The sequence below is a fragment of the Oscillibacter sp. MSJ-31 genome (assembly GCF_018918025.1).
Taxonomy (GTDB): Bacteria; Bacillota; Clostridia; order Oscillospirales; family Oscillospiraceae; genus Hominicoprocola.
The window spans coordinates 43860-64717 of sequence record NZ_JAHLPT010000011.1; the positions used below are offsets into that span (position 1 = coordinate 43860).

32 protein-coding genes are annotated in these 20858 nt (G+C 61.0%); 26 read left to right on the forward strand and 6 right to left on the reverse strand.

All coding sequences use genetic code 11. The annotated features are described in order from the left end of the window. Nucleotides 1-69: 69 nt before the first annotated feature. From KQI17_RS08715 to KQI17_RS08725, 3 genes are read right to left on the reverse strand one after another with little or no spacing between them, the layout of a single operon-like run. A complete protein-coding gene (locus tag KQI17_RS08715; protein WP_216495792.1) occupies nt 70-1134 on the reverse strand; it encodes a branched-chain amino acid aminotransferase in 1065 nt (354 codons plus the stop codon). 24 nt (nt 1135-1158) lie between these two features. Continuing rightward, nucleotides 1159-2109, reverse strand: coding sequence for an L-lactate dehydrogenase (locus KQI17_RS08720; RefSeq protein WP_216495793.1), 951 nt, complete (start codon nt 2107-2109; stop codon nt 1159-1161). Between the two features lie 38 nt (nt 2110-2147). Further along, complete coding sequence (locus KQI17_RS08725; protein ID WP_216495794.1) at nt 2148-3686, reverse strand: L-lactate permease; 1539 nt, start codon at nt 3684-3686, stop codon at nt 2148-2150. 194 nt (nt 3687-3880) lie between these two features. On the opposite strand from KQI17_RS08725, the gene KQI17_RS08730 reads away from it, so the two are divergent. Beyond that, nucleotides 3881-4189: a hypothetical protein gene (locus KQI17_RS08730; protein ID WP_216495795.1), complete on the forward strand. Its 309-nt coding sequence runs from the start codon at nt 3881-3883 to the stop codon at nt 4187-4189. A gap of 9 nt (nt 4190-4198) precedes the next feature. Here KQI17_RS08730 and KQI17_RS08735 read toward each other — a convergent pair whose 3' ends face one another. Continuing rightward, on the reverse strand, nt 4199-4786 hold the full coding sequence (locus KQI17_RS08735; protein ID WP_216495796.1) for a hypothetical protein: 588 nt from the start codon (nt 4784-4786) through the stop codon (nt 4199-4201). Between the two features lie 240 nt (nt 4787-5026). On the opposite strand from KQI17_RS08735, the gene argS reads away from it, so the two are divergent. After that, nucleotides 5027-6769: an arginine--tRNA ligase gene (gene argS, locus KQI17_RS08740; protein WP_216495797.1), complete on the forward strand. Its 1743-nt coding sequence runs from the start codon at nt 5027-5029 to the stop codon at nt 6767-6769. 63 nt (nt 6770-6832) lie between these two features. On the opposite strand, the gene KQI17_RS08745 is transcribed toward argS, so the two are convergent. Then, complete coding sequence (locus KQI17_RS08745) at nt 6833-7351, reverse strand: spore maturation protein (RefSeq protein WP_022018357.1); 519 nt, start codon at nt 7349-7351, stop codon at nt 6833-6835. A gap of 4 nt (nt 7352-7355) precedes the next feature. Continuing rightward, nucleotides 7356-7934, reverse strand: coding sequence for a spore maturation protein A (locus tag KQI17_RS08750; protein ID WP_216495798.1), 579 nt, complete (start codon nt 7932-7934; stop codon nt 7356-7358). A gap of 448 nt (nt 7935-8382) precedes the next feature. On the opposite strand from KQI17_RS08750, the gene rpsJ reads away from it, so the two are divergent. From rpsJ to map, 24 genes are all read left to right on the forward strand, one after another. Then, nucleotides 8383-8691 carry a 30S ribosomal protein S10 gene (gene rpsJ / locus KQI17_RS08755; protein ID WP_216495799.1) on the forward strand — a complete coding sequence of 103 codons (309 nt, stop codon included), beginning with the start codon at nt 8383-8385 and terminating at the stop codon, nt 8689-8691. A gap of 282 nt (nt 8692-8973) precedes the next feature. Next, nucleotides 8974-9693: a 50S ribosomal protein L3 gene (rplC, locus tag KQI17_RS08760; protein WP_216495800.1), complete on the forward strand. Its 720-nt coding sequence runs from the start codon at nt 8974-8976 to the stop codon at nt 9691-9693. Nucleotides 9694-9712: 19 nt separating this feature from the next. Then, on the forward strand, nt 9713-10336 hold the full coding sequence (gene rplD, locus KQI17_RS08765) for a 50S ribosomal protein L4 (RefSeq protein WP_216495801.1): 624 nt from the start codon (nt 9713-9715) through the stop codon (nt 10334-10336). Beyond that, a complete protein-coding gene (gene rplW, locus KQI17_RS08770) occupies nt 10336-10632 on the forward strand; it encodes a 50S ribosomal protein L23 (protein ID WP_216495802.1) in 297 nt (98 codons plus the stop codon). Before rplD ends, rplW begins: the two co-directional genes overlap by 1 nt. A 15-nt stretch (nt 10633-10647) precedes the next feature. Beyond that, nucleotides 10648-11484, forward strand: coding sequence for a 50S ribosomal protein L2 (gene rplB, locus KQI17_RS08775; RefSeq protein WP_216495803.1), 837 nt, complete (start codon nt 10648-10650; stop codon nt 11482-11484). A gap of 15 nt (nt 11485-11499) precedes the next feature. Further along, the gene (rpsS, locus tag KQI17_RS08780) at nt 11500-11763 is read left to right on the forward strand and encodes a 30S ribosomal protein S19 (RefSeq protein ID WP_022019218.1); all 264 of its coding nucleotides are present in this window, start codon (nt 11500-11502) and stop codon (nt 11761-11763) included. 17 nt (nt 11764-11780) lie between these two features. Continuing rightward, a complete protein-coding gene (rplV, locus tag KQI17_RS08785; protein ID WP_022019217.1) occupies nt 11781-12116 on the forward strand; it encodes a 50S ribosomal protein L22 in 336 nt (111 codons plus the stop codon). 17 nt (nt 12117-12133) lie between these two features. Continuing rightward, a complete protein-coding gene (gene rpsC / locus KQI17_RS08790; RefSeq protein ID WP_022019216.1) occupies nt 12134-12991 on the forward strand; it encodes a 30S ribosomal protein S3 in 858 nt (285 codons plus the stop codon). Then, nucleotides 12991-13425, forward strand: a complete 435-nt coding sequence (gene rplP / locus KQI17_RS08795) for a 50S ribosomal protein L16 (RefSeq protein ID WP_022019215.1) — start codon at nt 12991-12993, stop codon at nt 13423-13425. The genes rpsC and rplP overlap by 1 nt, the downstream gene beginning before the upstream one ends. A 2-nt stretch (nt 13426-13427) precedes the next feature. After that, on the forward strand, nt 13428-13619 hold the full coding sequence (rpmC, locus tag KQI17_RS08800) for a 50S ribosomal protein L29 (RefSeq protein WP_216495814.1): 192 nt from the start codon (nt 13428-13430) through the stop codon (nt 13617-13619). A gap of 1 nt (nt 13620) precedes the next feature. Beyond that, complete coding sequence (gene rpsQ / locus KQI17_RS08805) at nt 13621-13884, forward strand: 30S ribosomal protein S17 (RefSeq protein WP_022019213.1); 264 nt, start codon at nt 13621-13623, stop codon at nt 13882-13884. Nucleotides 13885-13899: 15 nt separating this feature from the next. After that, complete coding sequence (gene rplN / locus KQI17_RS08810) at nt 13900-14268, forward strand: 50S ribosomal protein L14 (RefSeq protein ID WP_022019212.1); 369 nt, start codon at nt 13900-13902, stop codon at nt 14266-14268. 15 nt (nt 14269-14283) lie between these two features. Continuing rightward, nucleotides 14284-14595 (forward strand): 50S ribosomal protein L24, encoded by a 312-nt coding sequence (rplX, locus tag KQI17_RS08815; protein ID WP_022019211.1) that lies wholly within the window; start codon nt 14284-14286, stop codon nt 14593-14595. 20 nt (nt 14596-14615) lie between these two features. Further along, entirely contained in the window at nt 14616-15155 is a 540-nt protein-coding gene (gene rplE / locus KQI17_RS08820; RefSeq protein WP_022019210.1) for a 50S ribosomal protein L5, read from the forward strand. 17 nt (nt 15156-15172) lie between these two features. Continuing rightward, complete coding sequence (locus KQI17_RS08825; RefSeq protein ID WP_022019209.1) at nt 15173-15358, forward strand: type Z 30S ribosomal protein S14; 186 nt, start codon at nt 15173-15175, stop codon at nt 15356-15358. 293 nt (nt 15359-15651) lie between these two features. Further along, a complete protein-coding gene (gene rpsH / locus KQI17_RS08830) occupies nt 15652-16047 on the forward strand; it encodes a 30S ribosomal protein S8 (RefSeq protein ID WP_022019208.1) in 396 nt (131 codons plus the stop codon). A gap of 15 nt (nt 16048-16062) precedes the next feature. After that, a complete protein-coding gene (gene rplF / locus KQI17_RS08835) occupies nt 16063-16608 on the forward strand; it encodes a 50S ribosomal protein L6 (protein ID WP_022019207.1) in 546 nt (181 codons plus the stop codon). 14 nt (nt 16609-16622) lie between these two features. Continuing rightward, the gene (rplR, locus tag KQI17_RS08840) at nt 16623-16982 is read left to right on the forward strand and encodes a 50S ribosomal protein L18 (RefSeq protein WP_022019206.1); all 360 of its coding nucleotides are present in this window, start codon (nt 16623-16625) and stop codon (nt 16980-16982) included. 17 nt (nt 16983-16999) lie between these two features. Further along, nucleotides 17000-17500 carry a 30S ribosomal protein S5 gene (gene rpsE / locus KQI17_RS08845; RefSeq protein WP_022019205.1) on the forward strand — a complete coding sequence of 167 codons (501 nt, stop codon included), beginning with the start codon at nt 17000-17002 and terminating at the stop codon, nt 17498-17500. Between the two features lie 13 nt (nt 17501-17513). Continuing rightward, the gene (gene rpmD / locus KQI17_RS08850; RefSeq protein ID WP_022019204.1) at nt 17514-17696 is read left to right on the forward strand and encodes a 50S ribosomal protein L30; all 183 of its coding nucleotides are present in this window, start codon (nt 17514-17516) and stop codon (nt 17694-17696) included. A gap of 14 nt (nt 17697-17710) precedes the next feature. Next, on the forward strand, nt 17711-18151 hold the full coding sequence (gene rplO / locus KQI17_RS08855; protein WP_216495804.1) for a 50S ribosomal protein L15: 441 nt from the start codon (nt 17711-17713) through the stop codon (nt 18149-18151). Continuing rightward, entirely contained in the window at nt 18152-19444 is a 1293-nt protein-coding gene (secY, locus tag KQI17_RS08860) for a preprotein translocase subunit SecY (RefSeq protein WP_216495805.1), read from the forward strand. It begins immediately after the preceding gene. 13 nt (nt 19445-19457) lie between these two features. Next, nucleotides 19458-20087 (forward strand): adenylate kinase, encoded by a 630-nt coding sequence (locus KQI17_RS08865; RefSeq protein WP_216495806.1) that lies wholly within the window; start codon nt 19458-19460, stop codon nt 20085-20087. Between the two features lie 10 nt (nt 20088-20097). Further along, nucleotides 20098-20850: a type I methionyl aminopeptidase gene (gene map / locus KQI17_RS08870; RefSeq protein ID WP_216495807.1), complete on the forward strand. Its 753-nt coding sequence runs from the start codon at nt 20098-20100 to the stop codon at nt 20848-20850. Nucleotides 20851-20858 lie beyond the last annotated feature (8 nt).

Sequence of the window (20858 nt, forward strand, 5' to 3'; positions counted from 1 at the left end):
GAAACACGCAAAGAGTAAATATTCCGAATACCGGCTTTTGCCGGTATTCGGAATATTTTTTCCATGGCTTCAGCACACCGGACAGGTCCAGCCGAAGGGATCGGGCTTCGTGCCCCACTGGATGCCGGTCAGCTCGTCGTAGAGCTTCTGCGACAGCTCGCCGATCCGGTTATGGTTGATCTCATAGCATTTGTCGCCCCAGCCGAGCGCGCCGATGGGGGAGATGACGGCGGCGGTGCCGATGCACCACGCCTCCTCGAGCGCGCCGGTCTTGGCGGCCTCGAACAGCTCGTCCACGCTCAGCAGCCGCTCCTCGACGGGAACATCCCAGCTCTTCAAAAGCTCGATGGCGGATTTGCGCGTGACGCCGCGCAGGATGGAGCCGGTCAGCGCGGGAGTGACGACGGCGCCGTTGATCTTGAACATGACGTTCATGCCGCCGCCCTCCTCGACGTACTTACGCTCCACGCCGTCGAGCCACAGCACCTGCGAGTAGCCCTTGGCCTCGGCGCGCTCGCCGGCGCGGTTGGCCGCGCCGTAGTTGCCGCCGCACTTGGCCTCGCCCGTGCCGCCGCGCACCGCGCGCACATCCTCGGTCTCGACCATGATGGGCACAGGCTTGAGCCCGTCGGAGAAGTAGCTGCCGGAGGGGGAGAGGATGATGACGAACGACGCCTCATGCACACCGTGCAGGGCCAGCGTCGGGTCGGTGGAATACAGGAACGGGCGGATGTAGAGCGATGTGCCGGGGTCGTTCGGCACCCATCGCTGATCGACGCGGACGATCTCCTTGATGGCCTGCAGCGCGTCGTCGGGATCGAGCTGCGGCAGACCCAGACGCTCGCAGGAGCGGTTCAGGCGGGCGACGTTCTCCCACGGACGGAAAAGCTGTACGCCGCCGTCGGGACGGCGGTAGGCCTTCAGCCCCTCAAAGACCTCGGTGCCGTAGTGCAGGACGCTGGCGGCGGGGGAGAGCGAGATGGGACCGTAGGGCACGATGCGCGCGTCGTGCCAGCCCTTGCCGGTGCTGTAGTCCATGAGGAACATATGGTCGGTAAAGACGGAGCCGAAGCCGAGCTGATCGGACGGCGGCAGCGTGCCGGGATGAGTATTTTCGGTAAAAGCGAGGTTCATAACGTTAACTCCTTTCGCGTTGTCTCAGATCTCTTTGAGATGCTCCATATTGTGGCGAATGCCCTCGCAGCAGGCGTGGAAGGTCGCCCTTTCCTCGCCCGTGAGCGGCAGCTCCACGACCTCCTCCACGCCGTTCGCGCCGATGACGCACGGCACGCCGGCAAAGAGGCCCGCTTCGCCGTATTCGCCGGTCAGCTCCGCGCTCGCGGGCAGAATGACCTTTTCATCGTGCAGCACGGCGTAGGCCATGCGGGCGGCGGTGGTGGCGATGCCGTATTCCGTGCAGAACTTGCCGGAGAACGTGACCCAGCCGCCGCCGATGGACTCCTTCTGCAGCGCGTCGCGGTCGAAGCGGAAGCGCTCGTCGCGCGCGGCCCAGGTGTCGAGCGGCATCCCGCGGAAGCTCACGCAGGACCAGGGGGCAAACTGCTGGTTGCCGTGCTCGCCCATCATGTAGCAGGTGATGGATTTGTGGTCAATGCCGGTCTGGCGCGCGAGCGCGCTGAGCAGACGCGAGGTGTCGAGCCCCGTGCCGGTGCCGAACACGCGGCCCTTGGGAAGACCGACGTGCAGCGCGAGCTCGCGGGTGACGATGTCGCAGGGATTGGTGATGTTGATGAGCACGCCGTCAAAGCCGCTCGCCTTGAGCTTCTCGGCGTAGCCGCGCACGGCGGGAATGGTAAAGTCCATCTCGGTCACGCGGTCATGCGTGCCGCGCAGCAGCTCGATCTTGCCGACGCTGTTGACGATGACGTCGCACGCGCCGAGGTCGGCGAAGCCGCCGGCGCGGACGGTGACGCGGTGGGGCAGATACGCGACGGCGTCGCGCAGGTCCTGCACTTCGCTTGCGAGCTTCTGCTCGTTCTGGTCGACGAGCACCAGCTCGTCCGCGATGCCCTGGACCGCCAGCGCATAGGCAACGTGTGCGCCGACATGACCGAGACCGATGACGCCTAAAACTCTTTTCTGAACCATAATAGAAACCTTCCTTTCTATAAATAAAACAGCATTTCTTACATCCCGTAGTTGGGGAAGAGTACGCAGGTATAGAGCATGGCAAGCACCATGTAGAGCGCGAGTACGATGGCGAACGCGCGGAGCGTGTGCTTCATGACCTCGTTCTCGCGGCCGATCGCGTCCACGGTCGCGCAGGCGGCGACGGTGTTGTTCGGGCAGATGAGGTTGCCGAGGGAAGCGCCCGCGTTCTGACCGGCAAAGATGGTGATGGGGTTCATGCCGAGCGAGGCGGCGGCGTCAATGTGCATCTGGGCGAACATGATGTTCGAGCCGAGGCCAGTGCCGGTGATGAACGCGCCGCTCGAGCCGATGAGCACGGCTGCCGCCGGGTAGAAGCGTCCGACCACCGCCGCGATATCGGAGGCGAGGAGGTTCATCATGCCAGTCGTGGGGGACTGCATGATGTAGGAGACGATGAGAAGGCTGCCCATCGTGATGAGCACGGGGAGAACGTTGCCGACGGTCCTGGAGCAGACCGCGCGGTACTGCTTCGCGCTCACGCCGAGCGTTGCCGCGCCGAGCATACCGCACACGAGGATGACGACGTCCACCCAGAAGATGTAGCCGAACGTACACATGACGGCGAAGCCGTTGGGCACGACCGCCGGGAAGCCGTAGCGCACGAGCGGGAGCAGCACGAGCATATAGATGTAAGGCGACATGGCGCGGAACGCGCTGTATTTGCGCTGCTGCGCGGCGGCGTGGTGGCGGAATTCCTCCGGCGTCCTGACGCCGACGAGCTTGACGTAGGCGAGCGAGAGAAGCATGGAGATGAGGCCCGTGCCCATCGAGGTGACCTCCGCGCCGACGAAGTTGGAGAGGAAGAACATCACCGCGCAGGTGGAGACGCCGGCGAAGCAGAGATAGGGGACCGCGCCCTTGAAGCCCTTTTTGCCGAAGACCATGCCGACCATGATGAACGGAATGATGAGCACGCCGAACATGTGGAAGCGGCCGACCATCGCCGCGTTGAGCGAAACGGTGGAGAGTCCCGCGTCCACGAGCGCCGCGCCGCCGTTGATGGTCGTCAGACCCGCGCCGCCCCAGGAGGCGGGCGTCGCGTCGCCGAGCAGGGCGACGGCGATGGAGGTGACGGGATCAAAGCCGAGGGCTACGAGGAAGGGCGCCGCGATGGCGGCGGGAGCGCCCGCGCCGGCCGCGCCCTCGAGAAAGATGGGGAGCATCATGCCGATGACGATGAGCTGCACGCGGCGGTCATCGCTGATGCGGGCAATGGTGGACTTGACGTCGTCAATGGCGCCGGTCTCGCGCAGCAGGTTCAGAATGGTGAACGCGCCGAAGACCATGAGCACGATCTTGAGACCCTCTTTGATGCCCTTCCAGACCAGGGGATCGAGGGCCTTGACGTTGTCGGCAAAGCTGGCGCCGGTGACGTTGAAGTAGGTGAAGGCCAGAATCAGCGTCCAGACAAGGGCGATGGGGGAGACCCTTTTGGCGGACTGCTTGAAGCCTAAAATGCCGACGAGGACAACAAGAATGGGGCTGAGCGCCATGACGAAATTTACGAAGTCCATGGGAGTTTTCTCGCTTTCTGTGAAATGATATTCTATTTCCGCTCCTTCGCCGGCCGAACGAAAAAGTGAAAAACAGGGGGAAGAAAGAAGAGGCCCCGCCGGACCGGCGGAGCCTCTTGGGAAGGAAACGTTCTCTTTGTTATCTCCTGCGGAGGTCAAGAGAAGAAACCGTTGGATGCGCCGTGATCCGGGATATGAAGCTGTTTTCCGTTCCCAAAAGGCAAATAAGAATGGACGCCAGCAGCAGGCTGACGTCCAGAATAATGGCGATGTTGGTCGTAGCAGGGCAGGCGAAAGCAACACAGTCGGACTGTGCGGAGGCAGACATACAGGCATTAGCAAAATTGATAGCTGCCATCATTGCTTTCTCCTTTCCTGAAGATGGGAGAAGTGTAGCACACATTTTTATACAGCGCAAGAGGGTTTTTATCGGTTTGCCGCAAGATCGTCTGAAGCGACAAAATTTTGTGCGTTTGCGTTTTCCCTATTGGATAAATAGGTAAGCGGGGGGGTCAAAGCTCGGACGACATGAAGCCGCCGTGCAGCCAGTTGGACAGCTCTGCGGGCGTACCCGGCGCGCCGACGGTGGCGAACTCCGTGCGCCCCGGGACCATTTTGGAGTTGTCGTTGCTCTCCGCCCACTGCACGCGCTGGAGAATGTGCTCCGTGCAGCGCGAAAGGTCGCCGTCCGGCGTGGGCTTGTATTGCAGCAGAATGGTCACATAGCGGTTGTCGGAGGTCCAGCGGCCGAAGTTGGTCGTCGGCTTGCGCCATTTCCAAAGGCATTCGTTTCCGCTCTCCTTACGCAGCTTCAGATAGCCGCCCGCAATGTCCTGCGTGCAGCGCATCAGCCAGATGACGTGGTAGCCCGCGCGCTGAAAATGCGCGCAGACGTCAAAAAAGCCCTGCTGCATCAAAAGCCCGTCCTGCAGCATCATCACGAAGTGGTTGATCTGCACATAGGCGGTCATCGTCTTTCCGTCCACCGTGACGGGGACGTTGCGGCACTCCGGCGGCACGAGGTCCTGCCATTGCTTCCGCCAGTCCTCGGTGGAGGACTGGACGAGAGGGGCGCTTTTCCGTTTTCCAAAGAATAGCATGGCGTGCTCCTTTTCGGCGTCTTTATTCTATGCACCCTTAATTATATAAGAGCGGCGCTGTCCGTGCAAGCGCTATTTCGTGTCCGCCTGCACAGAAATGCGCCGGCTTTTGCGGCGGAAATTGCAAAAACGGCTTGTTTTCCACACACAGCTGTAGTATAATACACGTTACGATTCTGCACTTTTTGCGGCGCGGCAGCGCGCCGCCGCATCAACTACGAAAGAGCGAGGGAAAAAGCTATGAATATGATCCAGAGCGCAAAGGACCAGATCGCCGCCCTGACGCGCAGCGCTTACCGCGCCGCCGTGCAGGAGGGTCTGCTGCCCGATGGCGTGGAGACCGTCCCTGCGGTCGAGATCCCCAAGGATACCGCCAACGGCGACTACACCACCACCTTCTGCCTGGCCGCCTCCAAGGCCATGCGCAAGAACCCGCGCGAGGTCGCGAATATCCTCACCCAGCACATGAAGCTCGACGGCACCTACTTTACTTCTGTTGAGATCGCCGGCCCCGGCTTCCTGAACTTCCGTCTCGGCGAAAAGTGGTACGCCGACGTCGTTGAGGACGTGGAGCGCGAGGCGGACGCCTACGGCCGCGGCGAGGGCCTCAAGGGCAAGAAGTACATGGTCGAGTTCGTCTCCGCCAACCCCACCGGCCCCATGCACATGGGCAACGCCCGCGGCGGCGTGCTCGGCGACACGCTCGCGAGCGTGCTCGACTGGTCCGGCGCGAACGTGTGGCGTGAGTTCTATGTCAACGACTTCGGCAACCAGATCGAAAAGTTCGCCAAGAGCATCGAGGCTCGCTACTTCCAGCTCATCAAGGGCGAGGACGCCGTCGAGTTCCCCGAGGACGGCTACCACGGCGACGACATCAAGGAGCTTGCGCAGGCGTTCTACGCCGAGCACGGCGAGAGCTATCTGGACAAGACCGAGGCGGAGCGCCACGCCGATATGGCGCGCTTCGGCCTCGACCGCAACATCCCCAAGATGAAGAGCGACCTTGAGCGCTACGGCATCAAGTTCGATGAGTGGTTCTTCGAGTCCTCCCTGCACGAGTCCGGCTTTGTCGCCGACACGGCGAAAAAGCTCACCGACCTCGGCTGGACCTATGAAAAGGACAGCGCGCTCTGGGTCAAGACCGCGGAGATCATGCGCGACCAGTACCGCAAGCAGGGCAAGAAGGACGAGGATATCGACAAGCTCGGCCTGAAGGACGACGTGCTGCGCCGCGCCAACGGCTTCTACACCTACCTCGCCGGCGACATCGCCTACCACCGCAACAAGTTCGAGGTCCGCGGCTTCGATAAGGTCATCAACATCTGGGGCGCCGACCACCACGGCCATGTCGCCCGCCTCAAGGGCGCGATCGACGCGCTGGGTCTCGACGGCACGAATCGTCTGGATATCGTGCTCATGCAGCTCGTCAAGCTCGTGCGCGACGGCGAGGTGGTGCGTATGTCCAAGCGCACCGGCAAGACCATCTCGCTCTCCGACCTGCTTGACGAGATCCCGGTCGACGCCTGCCGCTACTTCTTCAACGCCAAGCCCGATACGCAGATGGACTTCGACCTCGGCCTCGCCGTGCGCGAGGACAGCGAGAACCCCGTCTACTATATCCAGTACGCCTACGCGCGTATCTGCAGCCTGCTCAAGACGGTGGCGGACGAGGGCCGCAGCGTTCCCGCCACGGACAAGGCCGACCTGTCCCTGCTCTCCGGCGAGCAGGAGCGCGCGCTCATCAAGGAGCTTGCCAACTTCAGCGAGGAGATCCGCATGGCCGCCCGCGACTACGACCCGAGCTATATCAACCGCTACCTCATGCGGCTCGCCGGCGCGTTCCACCGCTTCTACAACGCCTGCCGCATCAAGGGCGAGGCGGACGACGTGGCGAACGCCCGTCTGCTGCTCGCTGCTGCGACCCGTCAGGTGCTCGCCAACGGCCTGACGATCCTCGGCCTGAGCAAGCCCGAGAAGATGTAAGCACACATTATATACAAATATATAATAAGGAAGAGGACAGCCGGTCGGCTGCCCTCTTTTCCTTTACCCCATCAGCACCCGCACCGCGGCGGCGGAGGTGAGAAACATCACCGCGTCCGCGCAGAGCGAGGCGGGGATGGTGTAGCGTGTTTTGACGATGCCGACCGAGCCGAAGTAGACGGCGATGGTGTAGAAGGTGGTCTCGCTTGACCCCAGCATGACCGCCGCCACGCGCCCGATGTAGCTGTCGGGGCCGTAGGTCGCCATCAGCTCGCTGCCGACCGCCAACGCGCCGCTGCCGGAGATGGGGCGGATAAAAAGGAGCGGCGCGACCTCCGGCGGAATGCCGACCCTTTCGAGCGCCGGCGCGAGCAGCGCGCCCAGATACTCCATCGCGCCCGACGCGCGGAACATATACACCGCCGTCAGCAGCGCGATGAGCGAGGGGAGGATATGCACCAGTACGTTCAGCCCCTCCTCCGCGCCGCGGGTCAGCGCGGTGTAAACGTCTACCCGTTTCCCCAGTGCGTAGCAGGCGGTGAAGCACAGCAGAACCGGCACGACCAGCTCGGAAAGCGACATTCCTTCACCCCCTCGTGATCCGCGCGAGCAGCTTTGCCGCGGCAAGCCCCGCGAGGACAGAGAGCAGGGAGGCGGTCCAGACGGCGGGCAGGATATCGAACGGATCGGCGCTGCCGAGCGCGCTGCGCACGCCGGCCACGGTCGTTGGCAGCAGCTGAATGGACGCGGAGTTGAGCACAACGAGCAGGCAGAGCTCATGCGACGCCGTACCGCCGCAGCCCTGCGCCATGCGCCGCGCGGCGCGGATGCCCAGCGGCGTCGCCGCGTTGCCGAGCCCGAGCAGGTTGGCGGAAAGGTTGGCGGAGATGGCGGCGAGCGTTTCCTCGTCGCGGCTGGCTTCCGGCAGCAGCCGCCGCAGCAGCGGACGGAACAGCCGCGCGAGCGCGGCGGAGAGTCCGCATTGGTCCATGACCTCCATCACGCCGGTCCAAAGGCACATGATGCCCGCCATCGCTACGCACAGCTCCACCGCGGCGCTCGCGCCCTCCAGCGCGGCGTTCCCCAGTTCACCGACGCTTCCAGTCAGTATGCCGAACGCCAGCGAGACCGCCACCATTCCGGTCCAGAGCCATGCCATCGCCATAAAAATTCCCCCTCCCGAAGCCGGTTTCGGCCTATTCTATGCCCGTGCGGCAGGGAAGTATGCCCTTAGGGCGGAACAGCCAAAATTTCTTTCCGATTTTCTCAAAAAAATTCAAAAAGATGCTTGACATTACCGCTCATATCTTGTATGATAGGCAGGTCCGCGAGTGGGAGTATCCTGCCCAAACGCGTGCAAAACTGCGATGAACCGGGAGATTGCTCAGGGCTTCTGAGGTAACTTCCGGGGAGTATGTCCGAGAATCGGGCGGCTGAGATGAGTATCTGTACGTTGCGTAGATCGCTGCGCCATGTGTGGACCGGCCGTTTATTCGTGCCGGTTTTCTTATGAGCCGGAATGATACGCACGGATAAGCGTATAAGAAAAAATCTCACCGTACGGCTTCGACAACCAGTGAAAAAACCGTACAACAATGAAGGAGAAACCGAAAATGGCAAAAGAAATGATTCGCATTCGCCTCAAGGCCTATGACCATCAGGTCATCGACCAGAGCGCAGAGAAGATCGTCGAGACCGCCAAGCGCACCGGCGCGACCGTCTCCGGCCCCATCCCTCTGCCCACCAAGAAGGAGATCGTCACCATCCTGCGCGCTGTTCATAAGTATAAGGACTCCCGTGAGCAGTTCGAGCGCCGCACCCACAAGCGCCTGATCGACATCACCAACTCCACCCCCAAGACCGTTGAGGCTCTGATGGGCCTCGAGCTTCCCGCCGGTGTGGAGATCGAGATCAAGCTCTGATTTTTCCGCCGTGCTTCGTTCCGCCGCCTTGCCGTATACCCGATACTGCCTGCGGCGGTGCGCCTCGCCCGACGAAAAGATCACCCGCATGTTTGCGAACGCATGAGCGCGTGAAGCAAACTGTGAACCCCGTCAAAAAACAAAATATTTTGTTTTTTTGAAAATACTTTGTTGCTCTACCCAATCGTTCATCGACTTGCGTGAGATGAACGGGGTCATGTCGGCAGAGCAATGCGGCGCCGCCGCAACTAAGCCGACCAATAACCTATAGGAGGATCATACATGAAAGCAATCATCGGCAAAAAAGTTGGCATGTCTCAGATCTTCGACGAAAACGGCCACGTGATCCCGGTCACCGTGATCGAAGCGGGCCCCTGTGTCGTCACCCAGAAGAAGACCGCCGAGAAGGATGGTTATGAGGCAGTCCAGCTGGGCTATGAGGACGTTGCTGAAAAGAAGCTGTCCAAGCCCGAAGTCGGCCATCTCAACAAGGCCGGCGTTTCCCCCAAGAAGTACCTGCGCGAGTTCGCCCTCGACAACGGCAGCGAGCTGGAGCTCGGCGCCGTCATCAAGGCGGATATGTTCCAGGTCGGCGATTTCGTTGACGTGACCGGCACCAGCAAGGGCCACGGCTACGAGGGTGTTGTCAAGCGCTGCGGCTATGCCATCCAGCGCAAGAGCCACGGCGGCGGCCCCGTCCACCGTCACGTTGGTTCCCGCGGCTCGGGCACCGATCCCAGCCGTATCTTCAAGGGCACCGGCGGCCCCGGTCAGATGGGCGGCGACACCGTCACCATCCAGAACCTTGAGGTCGTCAAGGTCGATCCCGAGCTCAATATGCTCGTCGTCCGCGGCGCGATCCCCGGCCCCAAGTACAGCCTTGTTACCGTGAAGAACACCGTCAAGACCCACAAGGTCAAGCAGGCGGGCGCGGGCATCAGCAGCAACCCGCAGAAGGCTTCCGGCCGCAACCCGCAGAAGGCTTCCGCCAGAACGAAATAAGGAAAGGAGTGCTTAAAGAATGTCTACGATTAAAGTTGTCAGCATGACCGGCGCTGAAGTCGGTACCGTGGAGCTGAACGACGCGATCTTCGGCGTTGAGCCGAACATGAGCGTTGTCCACGAAGTCGTGAAGAATCACCTGGCCAACTGCCGTCAGGGCACCCAGAGCGCTCTGACCCGTGCTGAGGTTTCCGGCGGCGGCCGCAAGCCGTGGCGCCAGAAGGGCACCGGCCGCGCCCGTCAGGGCAGCACCCGCTCCCCGCAGTGGACGCACGGCGGCATCGCGTTTGCCCCCAAGCCCCGCACCTACAGCTACGTGCTCAACAAGAAGGTCAAGCGTCTGGCTCTCAAGTCCGTCCTGTCCTCCAAGGCTAAGGATGGCGAGATCGTCGTTGTCGACAAGATCGCGATGGACGAGATCAAGACCAAGAGCTTCAAGAACTTCCTGACCGCCGTCAACGCGGAAGGCAAGTCCGTCGTCGTGACTCCCGAGGTCAACGACAACGTCGTCAAGAGCGCCCGCAACATTCCGGGCGTCGTCACCAGCCCTGCAAAGCTCATCAACGTCTATGACCTGCTCAACGCCAAGACCCTGGTCATCGACAAGGATGCCCTCGCAGTGATCGAGGAGGTGTTCGCATAATGGCTAACGTTTACGATATCGTCATTCGTCCGATCATTACCGAACGCTCCATGGCCTCCGTCGCAGACAAGAAGTATGTCTTTGAGGTCGCCAAGGATGCCGGCAAGATCGAGATCAAGAACGCGGTCGAGCAGATCTTCGGCGTCAAGGTCGCCAAGGTCAACACGATCAACGTTTCCGGCAAGGCCAAGCGCATGGGCGCGGGCCGTCCCGGTACCACCCGCAGCTGGAAGAAGGCTTACGTCCAGCTGACGGCAGATTCCAAGACCATCGAAATGTTCGAGGGCATGGTGTAAGGAGGAGAATGAACAATGGCTATCAAGACTTATAAGCCCACTACCCCCTCCCGCCGTCACATGACCGTGTCCGCCTTCGAGGGGATCGACAAGAAGGCCAAGCCCGAGCGCAAGCTGACCGAGGTTCTCAAGAAGAACGCGGGCCGCAACAGCTATGGCCGCATCACCGTCCGCCATCACGGCGGCGGCAATAAGCAGAAGTACCGCATCATCGACTTCAAGCGTGACAAGACCGATATGTTCGCGACTGTCCTGCGCCTGGAGTACGACCCCAACCGCAGCGCCTACATCGCTCTCGTCGAGTACGAGGACGGCGAGCGCCGCTATGTGATCGCTCCCGTCGGCCTCGCCGCCGGTGACAAGATCATTTCCTCCGCTTCCGCCGACATCAAGCCGGGCAACTGCCTGCCCATCGCCAACATCCCCGTCGGTACGGTCATCCACAACATCGAGATGCACCCCGGCAAGGGCGCCCAGCTCGTCCGCTCCGCCGGCGCTGCCGCGCAGCTGATGGCGAAGGAGAACGGCGACGCTCAGATCCGTATGCCCTCCGGTGAGGTGCGCATCGTCCGCACCAACTGCACCGCCTGCATCGGCCAGGTCGGCAATCTCGACCACGAGAACGTTCAGATCGGTAAGGCCGGCCGCAAGCGTCACATGGGTTGGCGTCCGACCGTCCGCGGCTCCGTCATGAACCCCTGCGACCACCCCCACGGCGGCGGCGAGGGCAAGGCGCCCGTTGGCCGTCCCGGCCCTGTCACTCCTTGGGGCAAGCCCGCGATGGGTTACAAGACCCGCTCCAAGAAGAACCCGACGAACAAGTTCATCGTCAAGCGTCGTAATGAGAAGTAAGGAGGCAAAGGAACAATGAGCAGAAGCATTAAAAAAGGCCCGTTTGTTGCCCCTGAGCTCATCAAGCGAGTCGAAGAAATGAACAAGACCGGCGAGAAGAAGGTCCTCAAGACCTGGAGCCGCAGCTCCACGATCTTCCCCTCCTTCGTCGGTCACACCATCGCGGTCTATGACGGCCGCAAGCACGTTCCCGTTTATGTCCAGGAAGATATGGTCGGTCACAAGCTCGGCGAGTTTGCTCCCACCCGTACCTTCCGCGGCCATGCCAAGAAAGCGTAAGAAGGAGGATGCAGAATATGGAAGCTAAAGCTTATCTGAGATATGTCCGCATCTCTCCGCGCAAGGTCCAGATCGTCTGCGATCTGATCCGCGGCAAGGATGTCGGCACGGCCATGGCGATTCTGATGCAGACCCCCAAGGCTGCGTCCGAACCCCTCATCAAGCTGCTCAAGAGCGCTGTCGCCAACGCTGAGAACAACTTCAGCATGGATACCGGCAAGCTCTACGTCAGCGAAGTCTACGCCACCGGCGGCCCGATCCTCAAGCGTATGATCCCCGCCAGCAAGGGCCGCGGCTATCGCATCAACAAGCGTACCTCTCACGTCACGCTCGCCGTGGCGGAGAAAGAATAAAGGGAGGAGACAGTTTTATGGGACAGAAAGTTAATCCCCACGGCATGCGCGTTGGCGTCATCAAAGACTGGGACTCCCGTTGGTATGCCAAGGACGAGAAGGTCGGCGACCTGATCGTTGAAGATTACAACATCCGCAAGTTCCTCAAGAAGACCCTGTACGGCGCGGGCGTGCCCAAGATCGAGATCGAGCGCTCCAACGACGTCGTCACCCTGTTCGTGCACTGCGCGCGTCCGGGTATGGTCATCGGCAAGGACGGCGCTGAGGTCGAGAAGGTCCGCGCCGCGGTCGAAGCCATGATCGGCAAGAAGGTCAAGCTCAACATCGTTGAGGTCCGCTCTCCCGACATGGACGCTCAGCTCGTCGCTGAGAACATCGCCCAGCAGCTTGAGAAGCGTATTTCTCACCGCCGCGCGATGAAGAACGCCATGGGCCGCGCCATGCGCGCCGGCGCCAAGGGCATCAAGTGCTGCTGCACCGGTCGTCTCGGCGGCCGCGAGATCGCGGGCGTTGAGCACTATCACGAGGGCACCATTCCCCTGCAGACCATCCGTGCCGACATCGACTACGGCTTCGCTGAGGCTGCCACCACCTTCGGCCGCATCGGCGTCAAGGTCTGGATCTACAAGGGCGAGGTCCTCACCCAGACCCTGCGCACCACTCCCCGCACGCTGGACACCACCAAGCCTTACGAGGAGCGCCGCGAGCGCCGTCCCCGTCGTGACGGCGACCGTCGTCCCCGTCGTGACGGCCAGGGCTTCCAGCGCCGCGACGGCCAGAACGGCTTCAACCGTAATGGCGGCCGTCCCCAGGGCGATCGTCCCCAGGGCGGCTTCCGCAAGCCCGCAGAGAATAAGGAAGGAGGGGCTCACTAATGCTTCTGCCGAAGAGAGTAAAGTATCGTCGCGTGCAGCGCGGCCGTATGACCGGTAAGGCCATGCGCGGCAACACCGTCACCTACGGTGAATTCGGTCTTGTCGCCACTGAGCCCGCCTGGATCACCAGCAATCAGATCGAGGCCGCCCGTATCGCCATGACCCGTTACACCAAGCGTGGCGGTCAGGTCTGGATCAAGATCTTCCCCGATAAGCCCGTCACTCAGAAGCCGGCTGAGACCCGTATGGGTTCCGGTAAGGGCTCCCCTGAGTATTGGGTTGCCGTTGTTAAGCCCGGCCGTGTCATGTTTGAGATCGCCGGCGTCCCCGAAGATGTCGCCCGCGAGGCGCTCCGTCTGGCCAGCCACAAGCTGCCCATCAAGACGAAGGTCGTCAAGCGCGAGGACACCGAGACCCAGGAAGTAGGTGAATGAAGATGAAGGCAAGTGAAGTTCGTGCAATGAGCGTCGCTCAGCTCAATGAGAAGCTCGACGCCCTGAAGAAGGATCTGTTTTTCCTGCGTATGCAGCACGCGACCAATCAGCTTGACAATCCTCAGAAGCTCGTTGAGACCAAGCGTGATATTGCCCGAGTCAAAACCATGATCCGTGAAAAGGAGGAGAAGTAACATGGAAGAGAAGAGAATTTCCTCCCGTAAGGTCCGCGTGGGCAAGGTCGTCTCCGACAAGATGGATAAGACCGTCGTCGTCGCCATCGCCGACCGCGTCGCTCACCCCCTGTACAAGAAGATCGTTGGCCGCACCTATAAGCTCAAGGCCCACGATGAGAACAACGAATGCGGTATCGGCGATACCGTTAAGGTGATGGAGACCCGCCCCCTGTCCAAGGACAAGCGCTGGCGCGTGGTCGAGATCGTCGAAAAGGCTAAGTAAGGAGGTACCGGAAGTATGATTCAGCAAGAGAGTTTCCTCAAGGTTGCCGATAATACCGGTGCCAAGGAAATCAAGTGCATCCGTGTGCTCGGCGGCTCCAGCCGTAAGTACGGCAACATCGGCGACGTGATCGTTGCCTCTGTCCGTAAGGCTACCCCCGGCGGCACGGTCAAGAAGGGCGAGGTCGTCAAGGCCGTTATCGTCCGCAGCGCCAAGGGCGTCCGCCGCAACGACGGCACCTATGTCCGCTTTGACGAGAACGCTGCCGTCCTCATCAAGGACGACAAGAATCCCCGCGGCACCCGTATCTTTGGGCCCGTCGCCCGTGAGCTGCGCGACAAGGATTACATGAAGATCCTGTCCCTCGCTCCCGAAGTTGTGTAAGGAGGGCTTGAAGAAATGGCTATGAATGTGAAAAAGGGCGATACCGTTATCGTCCTGTCCGGCAAGGACAAGGGCAAGCAGGGCAAGGTGCTCGGCACCGTTCCCAGCGAAGCCAAGGTCGTGGTCGAGGGCATCAACAAGGTGACCTGCCACATCAAGCCCCGCAAGCAGGGCGAGACCGGCGGCATCGTGGAGCGCGAAGCGGCTCTGTATGCCTCCAAGGTCCAGGTGGTCTGCCCCAAGTGCGGCAAGGGCACCCGCGTCGCCCACAAGGTCGAGGGCGGCAAGAAGACCCGCGTCTGCAAGAAGTGCGGCGCTGAGCTGTAAGAAAGGAGAGTCGTAACACTATGGCAAGACTGAAAGACAAGTACGTTGCGGAAGTGGCGCCCGCTCTCTTTAAGAAGTTCGGCTACACCTCCACTATGCAGGTCCCCAAGATCGAGAAGGTCGTCGTCAACGTCGGCTGCGGCGAGGCTCGCGAGAACGCGAAGGTCCTCGAGGCCGTCGTCCGTGACCTCTCCACCATCACCGGCCAGAAGGCCATCATCACCAACGCCAAGAAGTCCGTTGCGAACTTCAAGCTGCGTGAAGGTATGCCCGTCGGCGCGAAGGTCACCCTCCGCGGCGATAAGATGTGGGAGTTCCTCGATCGTCTCTTTAACGTGGCGCTTCCCCGTGTCCGCGACTTCCGCGGCATCAGCGCGAACGCCTTCGACGGCCGCGGCAACTATGCCCTCGGCATCAAGGAGCAGCTGATCTTCCCCGAGATCGAGTACGACAAGATCGACAAGATCCGCGGCATGGACATCGTCATCTGCACCACCGCGCAGACCGACGAAGAGGCCCGCGAGCTGCTGACCCTGGTCGGCGCTCCCTTTGAACGCTAAGTAGGAGGATATGTGAAATGGCTAAGAAATCTATGATTCTCAAGCAGCAGGCTCCTGCTAAGTTCTCCACCCGCAAGTACAACCGCTGCAAGATCTGCGGCCGTCCCCACGCCTATCTGCGTGACTACGGCGTATGCCGTATCTGCTTCCGCGAGCTGGCGTACAAGGGCGAGATCCCCGGCGTCCGCAAAGCCTCCTTCTAAGTCTTTTGCTCTCATACTTCGTTGGCGCGGCTCGCCATACACAAAGTATGGCGTCACCTTGCCGCCTCGTCTGAGAACAAAATCCATTAGAAGGATCGATTTTGGAGAGGCTGCTCTCCGATGAACTCTTAACCACGAGCGTTGTGATATGGACGCTCTGGCGATAAGGATCGCGAAAGGTCACTGTCAATTACGCGTGGTCACACGCGTGTGGGCACGCTCCAAATTGGCAGTGATACCTCGTGACCGAAACGGAGGAAACTCCGTAACTCTAAATTAGGAGGATTTACACTATGCATATCACCGATCCCATTGCGGATATGCTCACCCGTATCCGCAACGCCAACAGTGCCCGTCACGACACCGTTGACGTTCCCGCCTCCAACATGAAGAAGAGCATTGCTCAGATCCTGCTGGATGAGGGCTATATCAAGAGCTATCAGATCGTTGACGATGGCACTCAGGGCGTCATTCACATCACCCTGAAGTACAACGGCAAGGACAAGGTCATCACCGGCCTCCGCCGCGTCAGCAAGCCCGGCCTGCGTGTTTACGTCGGCGCGGACGAGCTGCCCCGCGTTCTCCGCGGCCTCGGCATTGCCATCGTCTCCACCTCTAAGGGCGTTATGACCGACAAGGCTGCTCGCGCGGCTCACGTCGGCGGCGAAGTCCTTGCGTTCGTGTGGTAAGGAGGGTATTGAACAATGAGTCGAATTGGTAGAATGCCCGTGCACATTCCCGCCGGTGTCGAAGTCACCATCGGCGAGGGCAACCTTGTCACCGTCAAGGGCCCCAAGGGTTCCCTGACCCAGCAGCTTTATCCCACGATGACTCTCACCCAGGAAGCCGGCGTCGTTCACGTCGCGCGTCCCAACGATGAGAAGGAAAACCGCGCTCTCCACGGCCTGACCCGCGCGTTGCTCCACAACATGGTGGTCGGCGTCAGCGAGGGCTACAAGAAGGAGCTCGAGATCAACGGCGTCGGTTACCGTGCCGCCAAGGAGGGCAGCAAGCTCATCCTGACCATCGGCTACTCCCACCCCGTTGAGGTGCCCGAGATCGAGGGCATCACCATCGAGGTCCCCGCGCAGAACAAGATCGTCATTCACGGCTGCGACAAGCAGAAGGTCGGTCAGTTCGCCGCGGAGGTCCGCGAGAAGCGTCCTCCCGAGCCGTACAAGGGCAAGGGCATCAAGTATGCGGATGAAGTCATTCGCCGCAAGGTCGGTAAGACCGGCGCCAAGAAGTAAGGAGGTGTGCCGATATGATTAAAAGACCCGATACTAACGCGCAGCGCATTAAGCGCCACAAGAGAGTGCGTGCGAAGATCTCCGGCACTCCCGAGCGTCCCCGTCTGAACGTGTTCCGCAGCGAGAAGAACATCTATGCCCAGATCATCGACGATGTCGCGGGCAACACTCTCGTCGCGGCGTCCTCTCTGGACAAAGAGATCGAAGGCAACGGCGGCAACAAGGCTGCTGCCCGCGCCGTTGGCAAGCTGGTCGCTGAGCGCGCCAAGGCCAAGGGCATCGACGTGGTCGTGTTCGACCGCGGCGGTTACCTGTACCATGGTCGTGTTGCTGAGCTGGCCGAAGGCGCCCGTGAGGGCGGTCTGGAATTCTAAGAAGGAGGAACAACGAAATGCCCAGATTTGAACGTGAACCGAGCGAATACATGGAAAAGCTCGTTGCCCTCAACCGTGTTTCCAAGACCGTTAAGGGCGGCCGTGTCATGAAGTTCTCCGCGCTGATGGTCGTCGGCGACGGAAAAGGCAAGGTCGGTTACGGCCTTGGCAAAGCTGCTGAAGTTCCCGAAGCGATCCGCAAGGGTTTGGAGGCTGCCAAGAAGAACATGGTCACCGTGACCCTGTCCGGCACCACCATTCCTCACGAGACCATCGGTGAGTTCGGCGCGGGCCGCGTGCTCATGAAGCCCGCCGCCCCCGGTACCGGCGTCATCGCCGGCGGCGCTGTGCGTGCCGTCGTCGAGGCTGCGGGTATCAAGGATATTCGTACCAAGTGCCTGCGCTCCAACAACGCCAATAACGTTGTCGGCGCCGCTTTCGAGGGCCTGAAGGCTATGCGTAGCCCCGAGCAGGTCGCCAAGATCCGCGGCAAGAGCGTGGAAGAAATCGTGGGATAAGGAGGCAGTAAACATGGCTAATCTGAACGTCAAGCTCGTCAAGAGCCTCAATGGCAGACTGGAAAAGCACATCGCCACTGCCAACTCCCTCGGCCTGCGCAAGATCGGTGACGCCACCGTGCAGCCCGATAACGATCAGACCCGCGGCAAGATCGCCCAGATCGGCTACCTGCTGCAGGTCACCGAAGAAAAGTAAGGAGGAGCTGTCTAATGAAGTTACATGAACTGTCTCCTGCCGCCGGCTCCACCAAAGAGGCTTACCGCAAGGGTCGCGGTGCCGGTTCCGGCAACGGCAAGACCGGCGGCCGCGGTCACAAGGGTCAGAAGGCCCGCAGCGGCGGCGGTGTCCGCATCGGTTTTGAAGGCGGCCAGATGCCTCTGGCGCGCCGTACCCCGAAGCGCGGCTTCAACAACATTTTTGCAAAGCCCTATGAGATCATCAACCTCAGCGCGCTCAACGCGTTCGAGGACGGTGAGACCGTCAACGCCGAGGCTCTGCTTGCCAAGGGTATCCTGAACAAGTGCGAGTACGGCTACAAGGTCCTTGGCAACGGCAAGGTCACGAAGAAGGTCAACGTGGAGGCTTCTGCTTTCTCCGCTTCTGCCAAGGAGGCTATCGAGGCAGCAGGCGGAAAGGCAGAGGTGATCTAAGTGATCCAGACGATCCGTAAAGCTTGGGGCATCCCCGAACTGCGCAAGAAGATCGTATTCACTCTGCTGATCCTGCTCATCTTCCGCGTCGGTAACGCGATCCCCACCCCTTATATCAACACGGAGCTGCTCGGTGCCTACATTGATTCCACCGGCGGCAGCCTCCTGAACCTCTACAATGTGATGTCCGGCGGCGCCTTTGCGCAGGCTACGGTCTTCGCCCTCGGTGTGCAGCCCTACATCAACAGCTCGATCATCATCCAGCTGCTGACCATCGCCATCCCCGCCCTCGAGCGTCTTGCCCGTGACGGCGGTGAGGCGGGCAAGAAGAAGATCGCCTCCATCACGCGCTACGCGACGGTTGCCATCGCTCTTCTCCAGGCCTTCGGCTACTACATGATCTGCAAGAACTACGGCATCCTCGAGCAGTCCGGCATCTGGCCGGCTCTGGTCATCATCGTGACCCTCGTCGCCGGTTCGTCCTTCGTCATGTGGCTCGGCGAGCAGGTCAACGAGTTCGGTATCGGCAACGGCATCTCCATGATCCTCTTCGCCGGTATCCTCGCCCGTATCCCCACCGCGTTCACCACCGGCCGCTACTTTGTTGCCCAGAAGGGCAGCATCGGCTACCTGTGGCTGGCGCTGGTGCTCCTCGGCATCCTTGCGATGATCGTCCTCATCGTCCACGTCAACGGCGCCGAGCGCCGTATCCCCGTGCAGTATGCGAAGCGTCAGGTCGGCCGCAAGATGTACGGCGGCCAGGCATCCACCCTTCCCATGAAGGTCAATATGTCCGGCGTTCTGCCCATCATCTTCGCGCAGTCCATCGCTTCTCTGCCTGCCACGGTCTGGGCCTTTGTCGGCACCCCCGACAAGGATACCAGCCCCGTCGCTTACTCCATCTACAGCGCGATCGACACGAAGTCCGTTCTTTACCTGATCGTGTACTTCCTGATGATCATCGGCTTCAGCTACTTCTACGCTACCATTCAGTTCAACCCCGTTGAGATCTCCAACAACCTCAAGAAGAACGGCGGCTTCATCCCCGGCTTCCGTCCGGGCCAGCCCACCAGCCAGTTCATCGCGAAGGTGCTCAACAAGGTCACGCTGTTCGGTGCGATCTACCTCGGCATCGTGGCCATCGCGCCGCTGATCGTCGGCAAGGCTCTGGATAACTACAGCCTCGCCATCGGCGGCACCTCGGTCATCATCGTTGTCGGCGTTGCGCTGGAGACCGTTCAGGCTTTGGAGTCCCAGATGCTGATGCGTCAGTACAAGGGCTTCCTCGAGTAAGAAAGGCGAAAACATGAAACTGATTTTATTGGGCGCTCCCGGCGCGGGAAAGGGCACACAGGCCGCGATCCTCGCCGCCGAGCTCGGGATCCCGACGATCTCCACCGGAAACATTCTGCGCGCGGCCATCAAAAACGGCACGCCGACGGGAATGAAGGCCAAGACCTATATGGATGAAGGCCATCTGGTGCCCGATGAGGTCATCATCGGCATTATCACCGAGCGTCTTGCCGAATCCGATTGTGCGAAGGGCTACATCCTCGACGGTGTGCCCCGCACGATCGCGCAGGCGGAAGCGCTCGAGGCAGCCGGTATCCGGTTCGATCATGTCGTCTCGCTCGAGGTCTCCGACGAGACCATCGAGGAGCGCATGAGCGGACGCAGGGTGTGCGAGCACTGCGGCGCGAGCTACCATATCAAGGCAGTTCCGCCCAGGACCGAGGGCGTCTGCGACGTCTGCGGCGGCAAGCTCGTCACCCGTAAGGATGATGCACCGGAGACGGTGAAGAACCGTCTTGCGGTCTATCATAGGGAGACGGAACCGCTCAAGGACTTCTATAAGTCCCGCAGCGTTCTGTACCCGGTGGAGGATATGGGCTCGGTCGAGGCCACCTCCAAGGCGATCCTCGCCGTGCTGAAATGAGAGGTGTACAATGATCACTTTGAAATCGGTACACGAGATCGAATTGATGCGCCGAGCGGGAAAAATTACCGCGGCTGCCCGTGCGTTAGCAGGGGAAATGGTAAAGCCCGGCGTAACAACCCACGAAATTGACAAAGCAGTGTACAGGTTCATCAAATCGCAGGGAGCCGAGCCGTCGTTCCTCAATTACAGCGGCTATCCGGCCAGCGTCTGCGTCAGCGTGAACGATGAGATCATCCACGGCATCCCGGGTCCCCGGGTGCTCAAGGAGGGCGACATCGTGAGCGTGGATGTGGGCGCCTACATCGGCGGCTTCCACGGCGACTGCGCGGCCACTTACCCCTGCGGAAAAATTTCCGCCGAGGCCCAGCGGCTCATTGACGTCACACAGCAGAGCTTCTTCGAAGGCATCCGATTCGCCCGCGAGGGCCAGCGCCTTTCGGACATCTCTGCGGCGGTGCAGAAATACGTTGAGGACAATGGCTACAGCGTCGTGCGCGAGTATGTCGGTCACGGCATCGGCAGAAAGATGCACGAGAGCCCCGAGGTGCCGAACTTCGGCGCGCCGGGCCACGGTCCGAGACTGCTGCGCGGCATGACGATCGCAGTCGAACCCATGGTGAACGCGGGTGGCGCGGCAGTCCGGGTCATGCCGGACGGCTGGACCGTCAGGACCCAAGACGGTTCGCTTGCCGCACACTACGAAAACACGATCCTCATCACCGACGGCGAAGCGGAGCTTCTGACGCTTCCCGAGATCTGAGGACGTGC

What these genes read in the sequence shown, in the direction of transcription:
- KQI17_RS08715 (WP_216495792.1), bottom strand. Translation starts at nt 1,134, where the DNA reads ATGAACCTCGCTTTTACCGAAAATACTCATCCCGGCACGCTGCCGCCG.
- KQI17_RS08720 (WP_216495793.1), bottom strand. Translation starts at nt 2,109, where the DNA reads ATGGTTCAGAAAAGAGTTTTAGGCGTCATCGGTCTCGGTCATGTCGGC.
- KQI17_RS08725 (WP_216495794.1), bottom strand. Translation starts at nt 3,686, where the DNA reads ATGGACTTCGTAAATTTCGTCATGGCGCTCAGCCCCATTCTTGTTGTC.
- KQI17_RS08730 (WP_216495795.1), top strand. Translation starts at nt 3,881, where the DNA reads ATGAAGCTGTTTTCCGTTCCCAAAAGGCAAATAAGAATGGACGCCAGC.
- KQI17_RS08735 (WP_216495796.1), bottom strand. Translation starts at nt 4,786, where the DNA reads ATGCTATTCTTTGGAAAACGGAAAAGCGCCCCTCTCGTCCAGTCCTCC.
- argS (WP_216495797.1), top strand. Translation starts at nt 5,027, where the DNA reads ATGAATATGATCCAGAGCGCAAAGGACCAGATCGCCGCCCTGACGCGC.
- KQI17_RS08745 (WP_022018357.1), bottom strand. Translation starts at nt 7,351, where the DNA reads ATGTCGCTTTCCGAGCTGGTCGTGCCGGTTCTGCTGTGCTTCACCGCC.
- KQI17_RS08750 (WP_216495798.1), bottom strand. Translation starts at nt 7,934, where the DNA reads ATGGCGATGGCATGGCTCTGGACCGGAATGGTGGCGGTCTCGCTGGCG.
- rpsJ (WP_216495799.1), top strand. Translation starts at nt 8,383, where the DNA reads ATGGCAAAAGAAATGATTCGCATTCGCCTCAAGGCCTATGACCATCAG.
- rplC (WP_216495800.1), top strand. Translation starts at nt 8,974, where the DNA reads ATGAAAGCAATCATCGGCAAAAAAGTTGGCATGTCTCAGATCTTCGAC.
- rplD (WP_216495801.1), top strand. Translation starts at nt 9,713, where the DNA reads ATGTCTACGATTAAAGTTGTCAGCATGACCGGCGCTGAAGTCGGTACC.
- rplW (WP_216495802.1), top strand. Translation starts at nt 10,336, where the DNA reads ATGGCTAACGTTTACGATATCGTCATTCGTCCGATCATTACCGAACGC.
- rplB (WP_216495803.1), top strand. Translation starts at nt 10,648, where the DNA reads ATGGCTATCAAGACTTATAAGCCCACTACCCCCTCCCGCCGTCACATG.
- rpsS (WP_022019218.1), top strand. Translation starts at nt 11,500, where the DNA reads ATGAGCAGAAGCATTAAAAAAGGCCCGTTTGTTGCCCCTGAGCTCATC.
- rplV (WP_022019217.1), top strand. Translation starts at nt 11,781, where the DNA reads ATGGAAGCTAAAGCTTATCTGAGATATGTCCGCATCTCTCCGCGCAAG.
- rpsC (WP_022019216.1), top strand. Translation starts at nt 12,134, where the DNA reads ATGGGACAGAAAGTTAATCCCCACGGCATGCGCGTTGGCGTCATCAAA.
- rplP (WP_022019215.1), top strand. Translation starts at nt 12,991, where the DNA reads ATGCTTCTGCCGAAGAGAGTAAAGTATCGTCGCGTGCAGCGCGGCCGT.
- rpmC (WP_216495814.1), top strand. Translation starts at nt 13,428, where the DNA reads ATGAAGGCAAGTGAAGTTCGTGCAATGAGCGTCGCTCAGCTCAATGAG.
- rpsQ (WP_022019213.1), top strand. Translation starts at nt 13,621, where the DNA reads ATGGAAGAGAAGAGAATTTCCTCCCGTAAGGTCCGCGTGGGCAAGGTC.
- rplN (WP_022019212.1), top strand. Translation starts at nt 13,900, where the DNA reads ATGATTCAGCAAGAGAGTTTCCTCAAGGTTGCCGATAATACCGGTGCC.
- rplX (WP_022019211.1), top strand. Translation starts at nt 14,284, where the DNA reads ATGGCTATGAATGTGAAAAAGGGCGATACCGTTATCGTCCTGTCCGGC.
- rplE (WP_022019210.1), top strand. Translation starts at nt 14,616, where the DNA reads ATGGCAAGACTGAAAGACAAGTACGTTGCGGAAGTGGCGCCCGCTCTC.
- KQI17_RS08825 (WP_022019209.1), top strand. Translation starts at nt 15,173, where the DNA reads ATGGCTAAGAAATCTATGATTCTCAAGCAGCAGGCTCCTGCTAAGTTC.
- rpsH (WP_022019208.1), top strand. Translation starts at nt 15,652, where the DNA reads ATGCATATCACCGATCCCATTGCGGATATGCTCACCCGTATCCGCAAC.
- rplF (WP_022019207.1), top strand. Translation starts at nt 16,063, where the DNA reads ATGAGTCGAATTGGTAGAATGCCCGTGCACATTCCCGCCGGTGTCGAA.
- rplR (WP_022019206.1), top strand. Translation starts at nt 16,623, where the DNA reads ATGATTAAAAGACCCGATACTAACGCGCAGCGCATTAAGCGCCACAAG.
- rpsE (WP_022019205.1), top strand. Translation starts at nt 17,000, where the DNA reads ATGCCCAGATTTGAACGTGAACCGAGCGAATACATGGAAAAGCTCGTT.
- rpmD (WP_022019204.1), top strand. Translation starts at nt 17,514, where the DNA reads ATGGCTAATCTGAACGTCAAGCTCGTCAAGAGCCTCAATGGCAGACTG.
- rplO (WP_216495804.1), top strand. Translation starts at nt 17,711, where the DNA reads ATGAAGTTACATGAACTGTCTCCTGCCGCCGGCTCCACCAAAGAGGCT.
- KQI17_RS08865 (WP_216495806.1), top strand. Translation starts at nt 19,458, where the DNA reads ATGAAACTGATTTTATTGGGCGCTCCCGGCGCGGGAAAGGGCACACAG.
- map (WP_216495807.1), top strand. Translation starts at nt 20,098, where the DNA reads ATGATCACTTTGAAATCGGTACACGAGATCGAATTGATGCGCCGAGCG.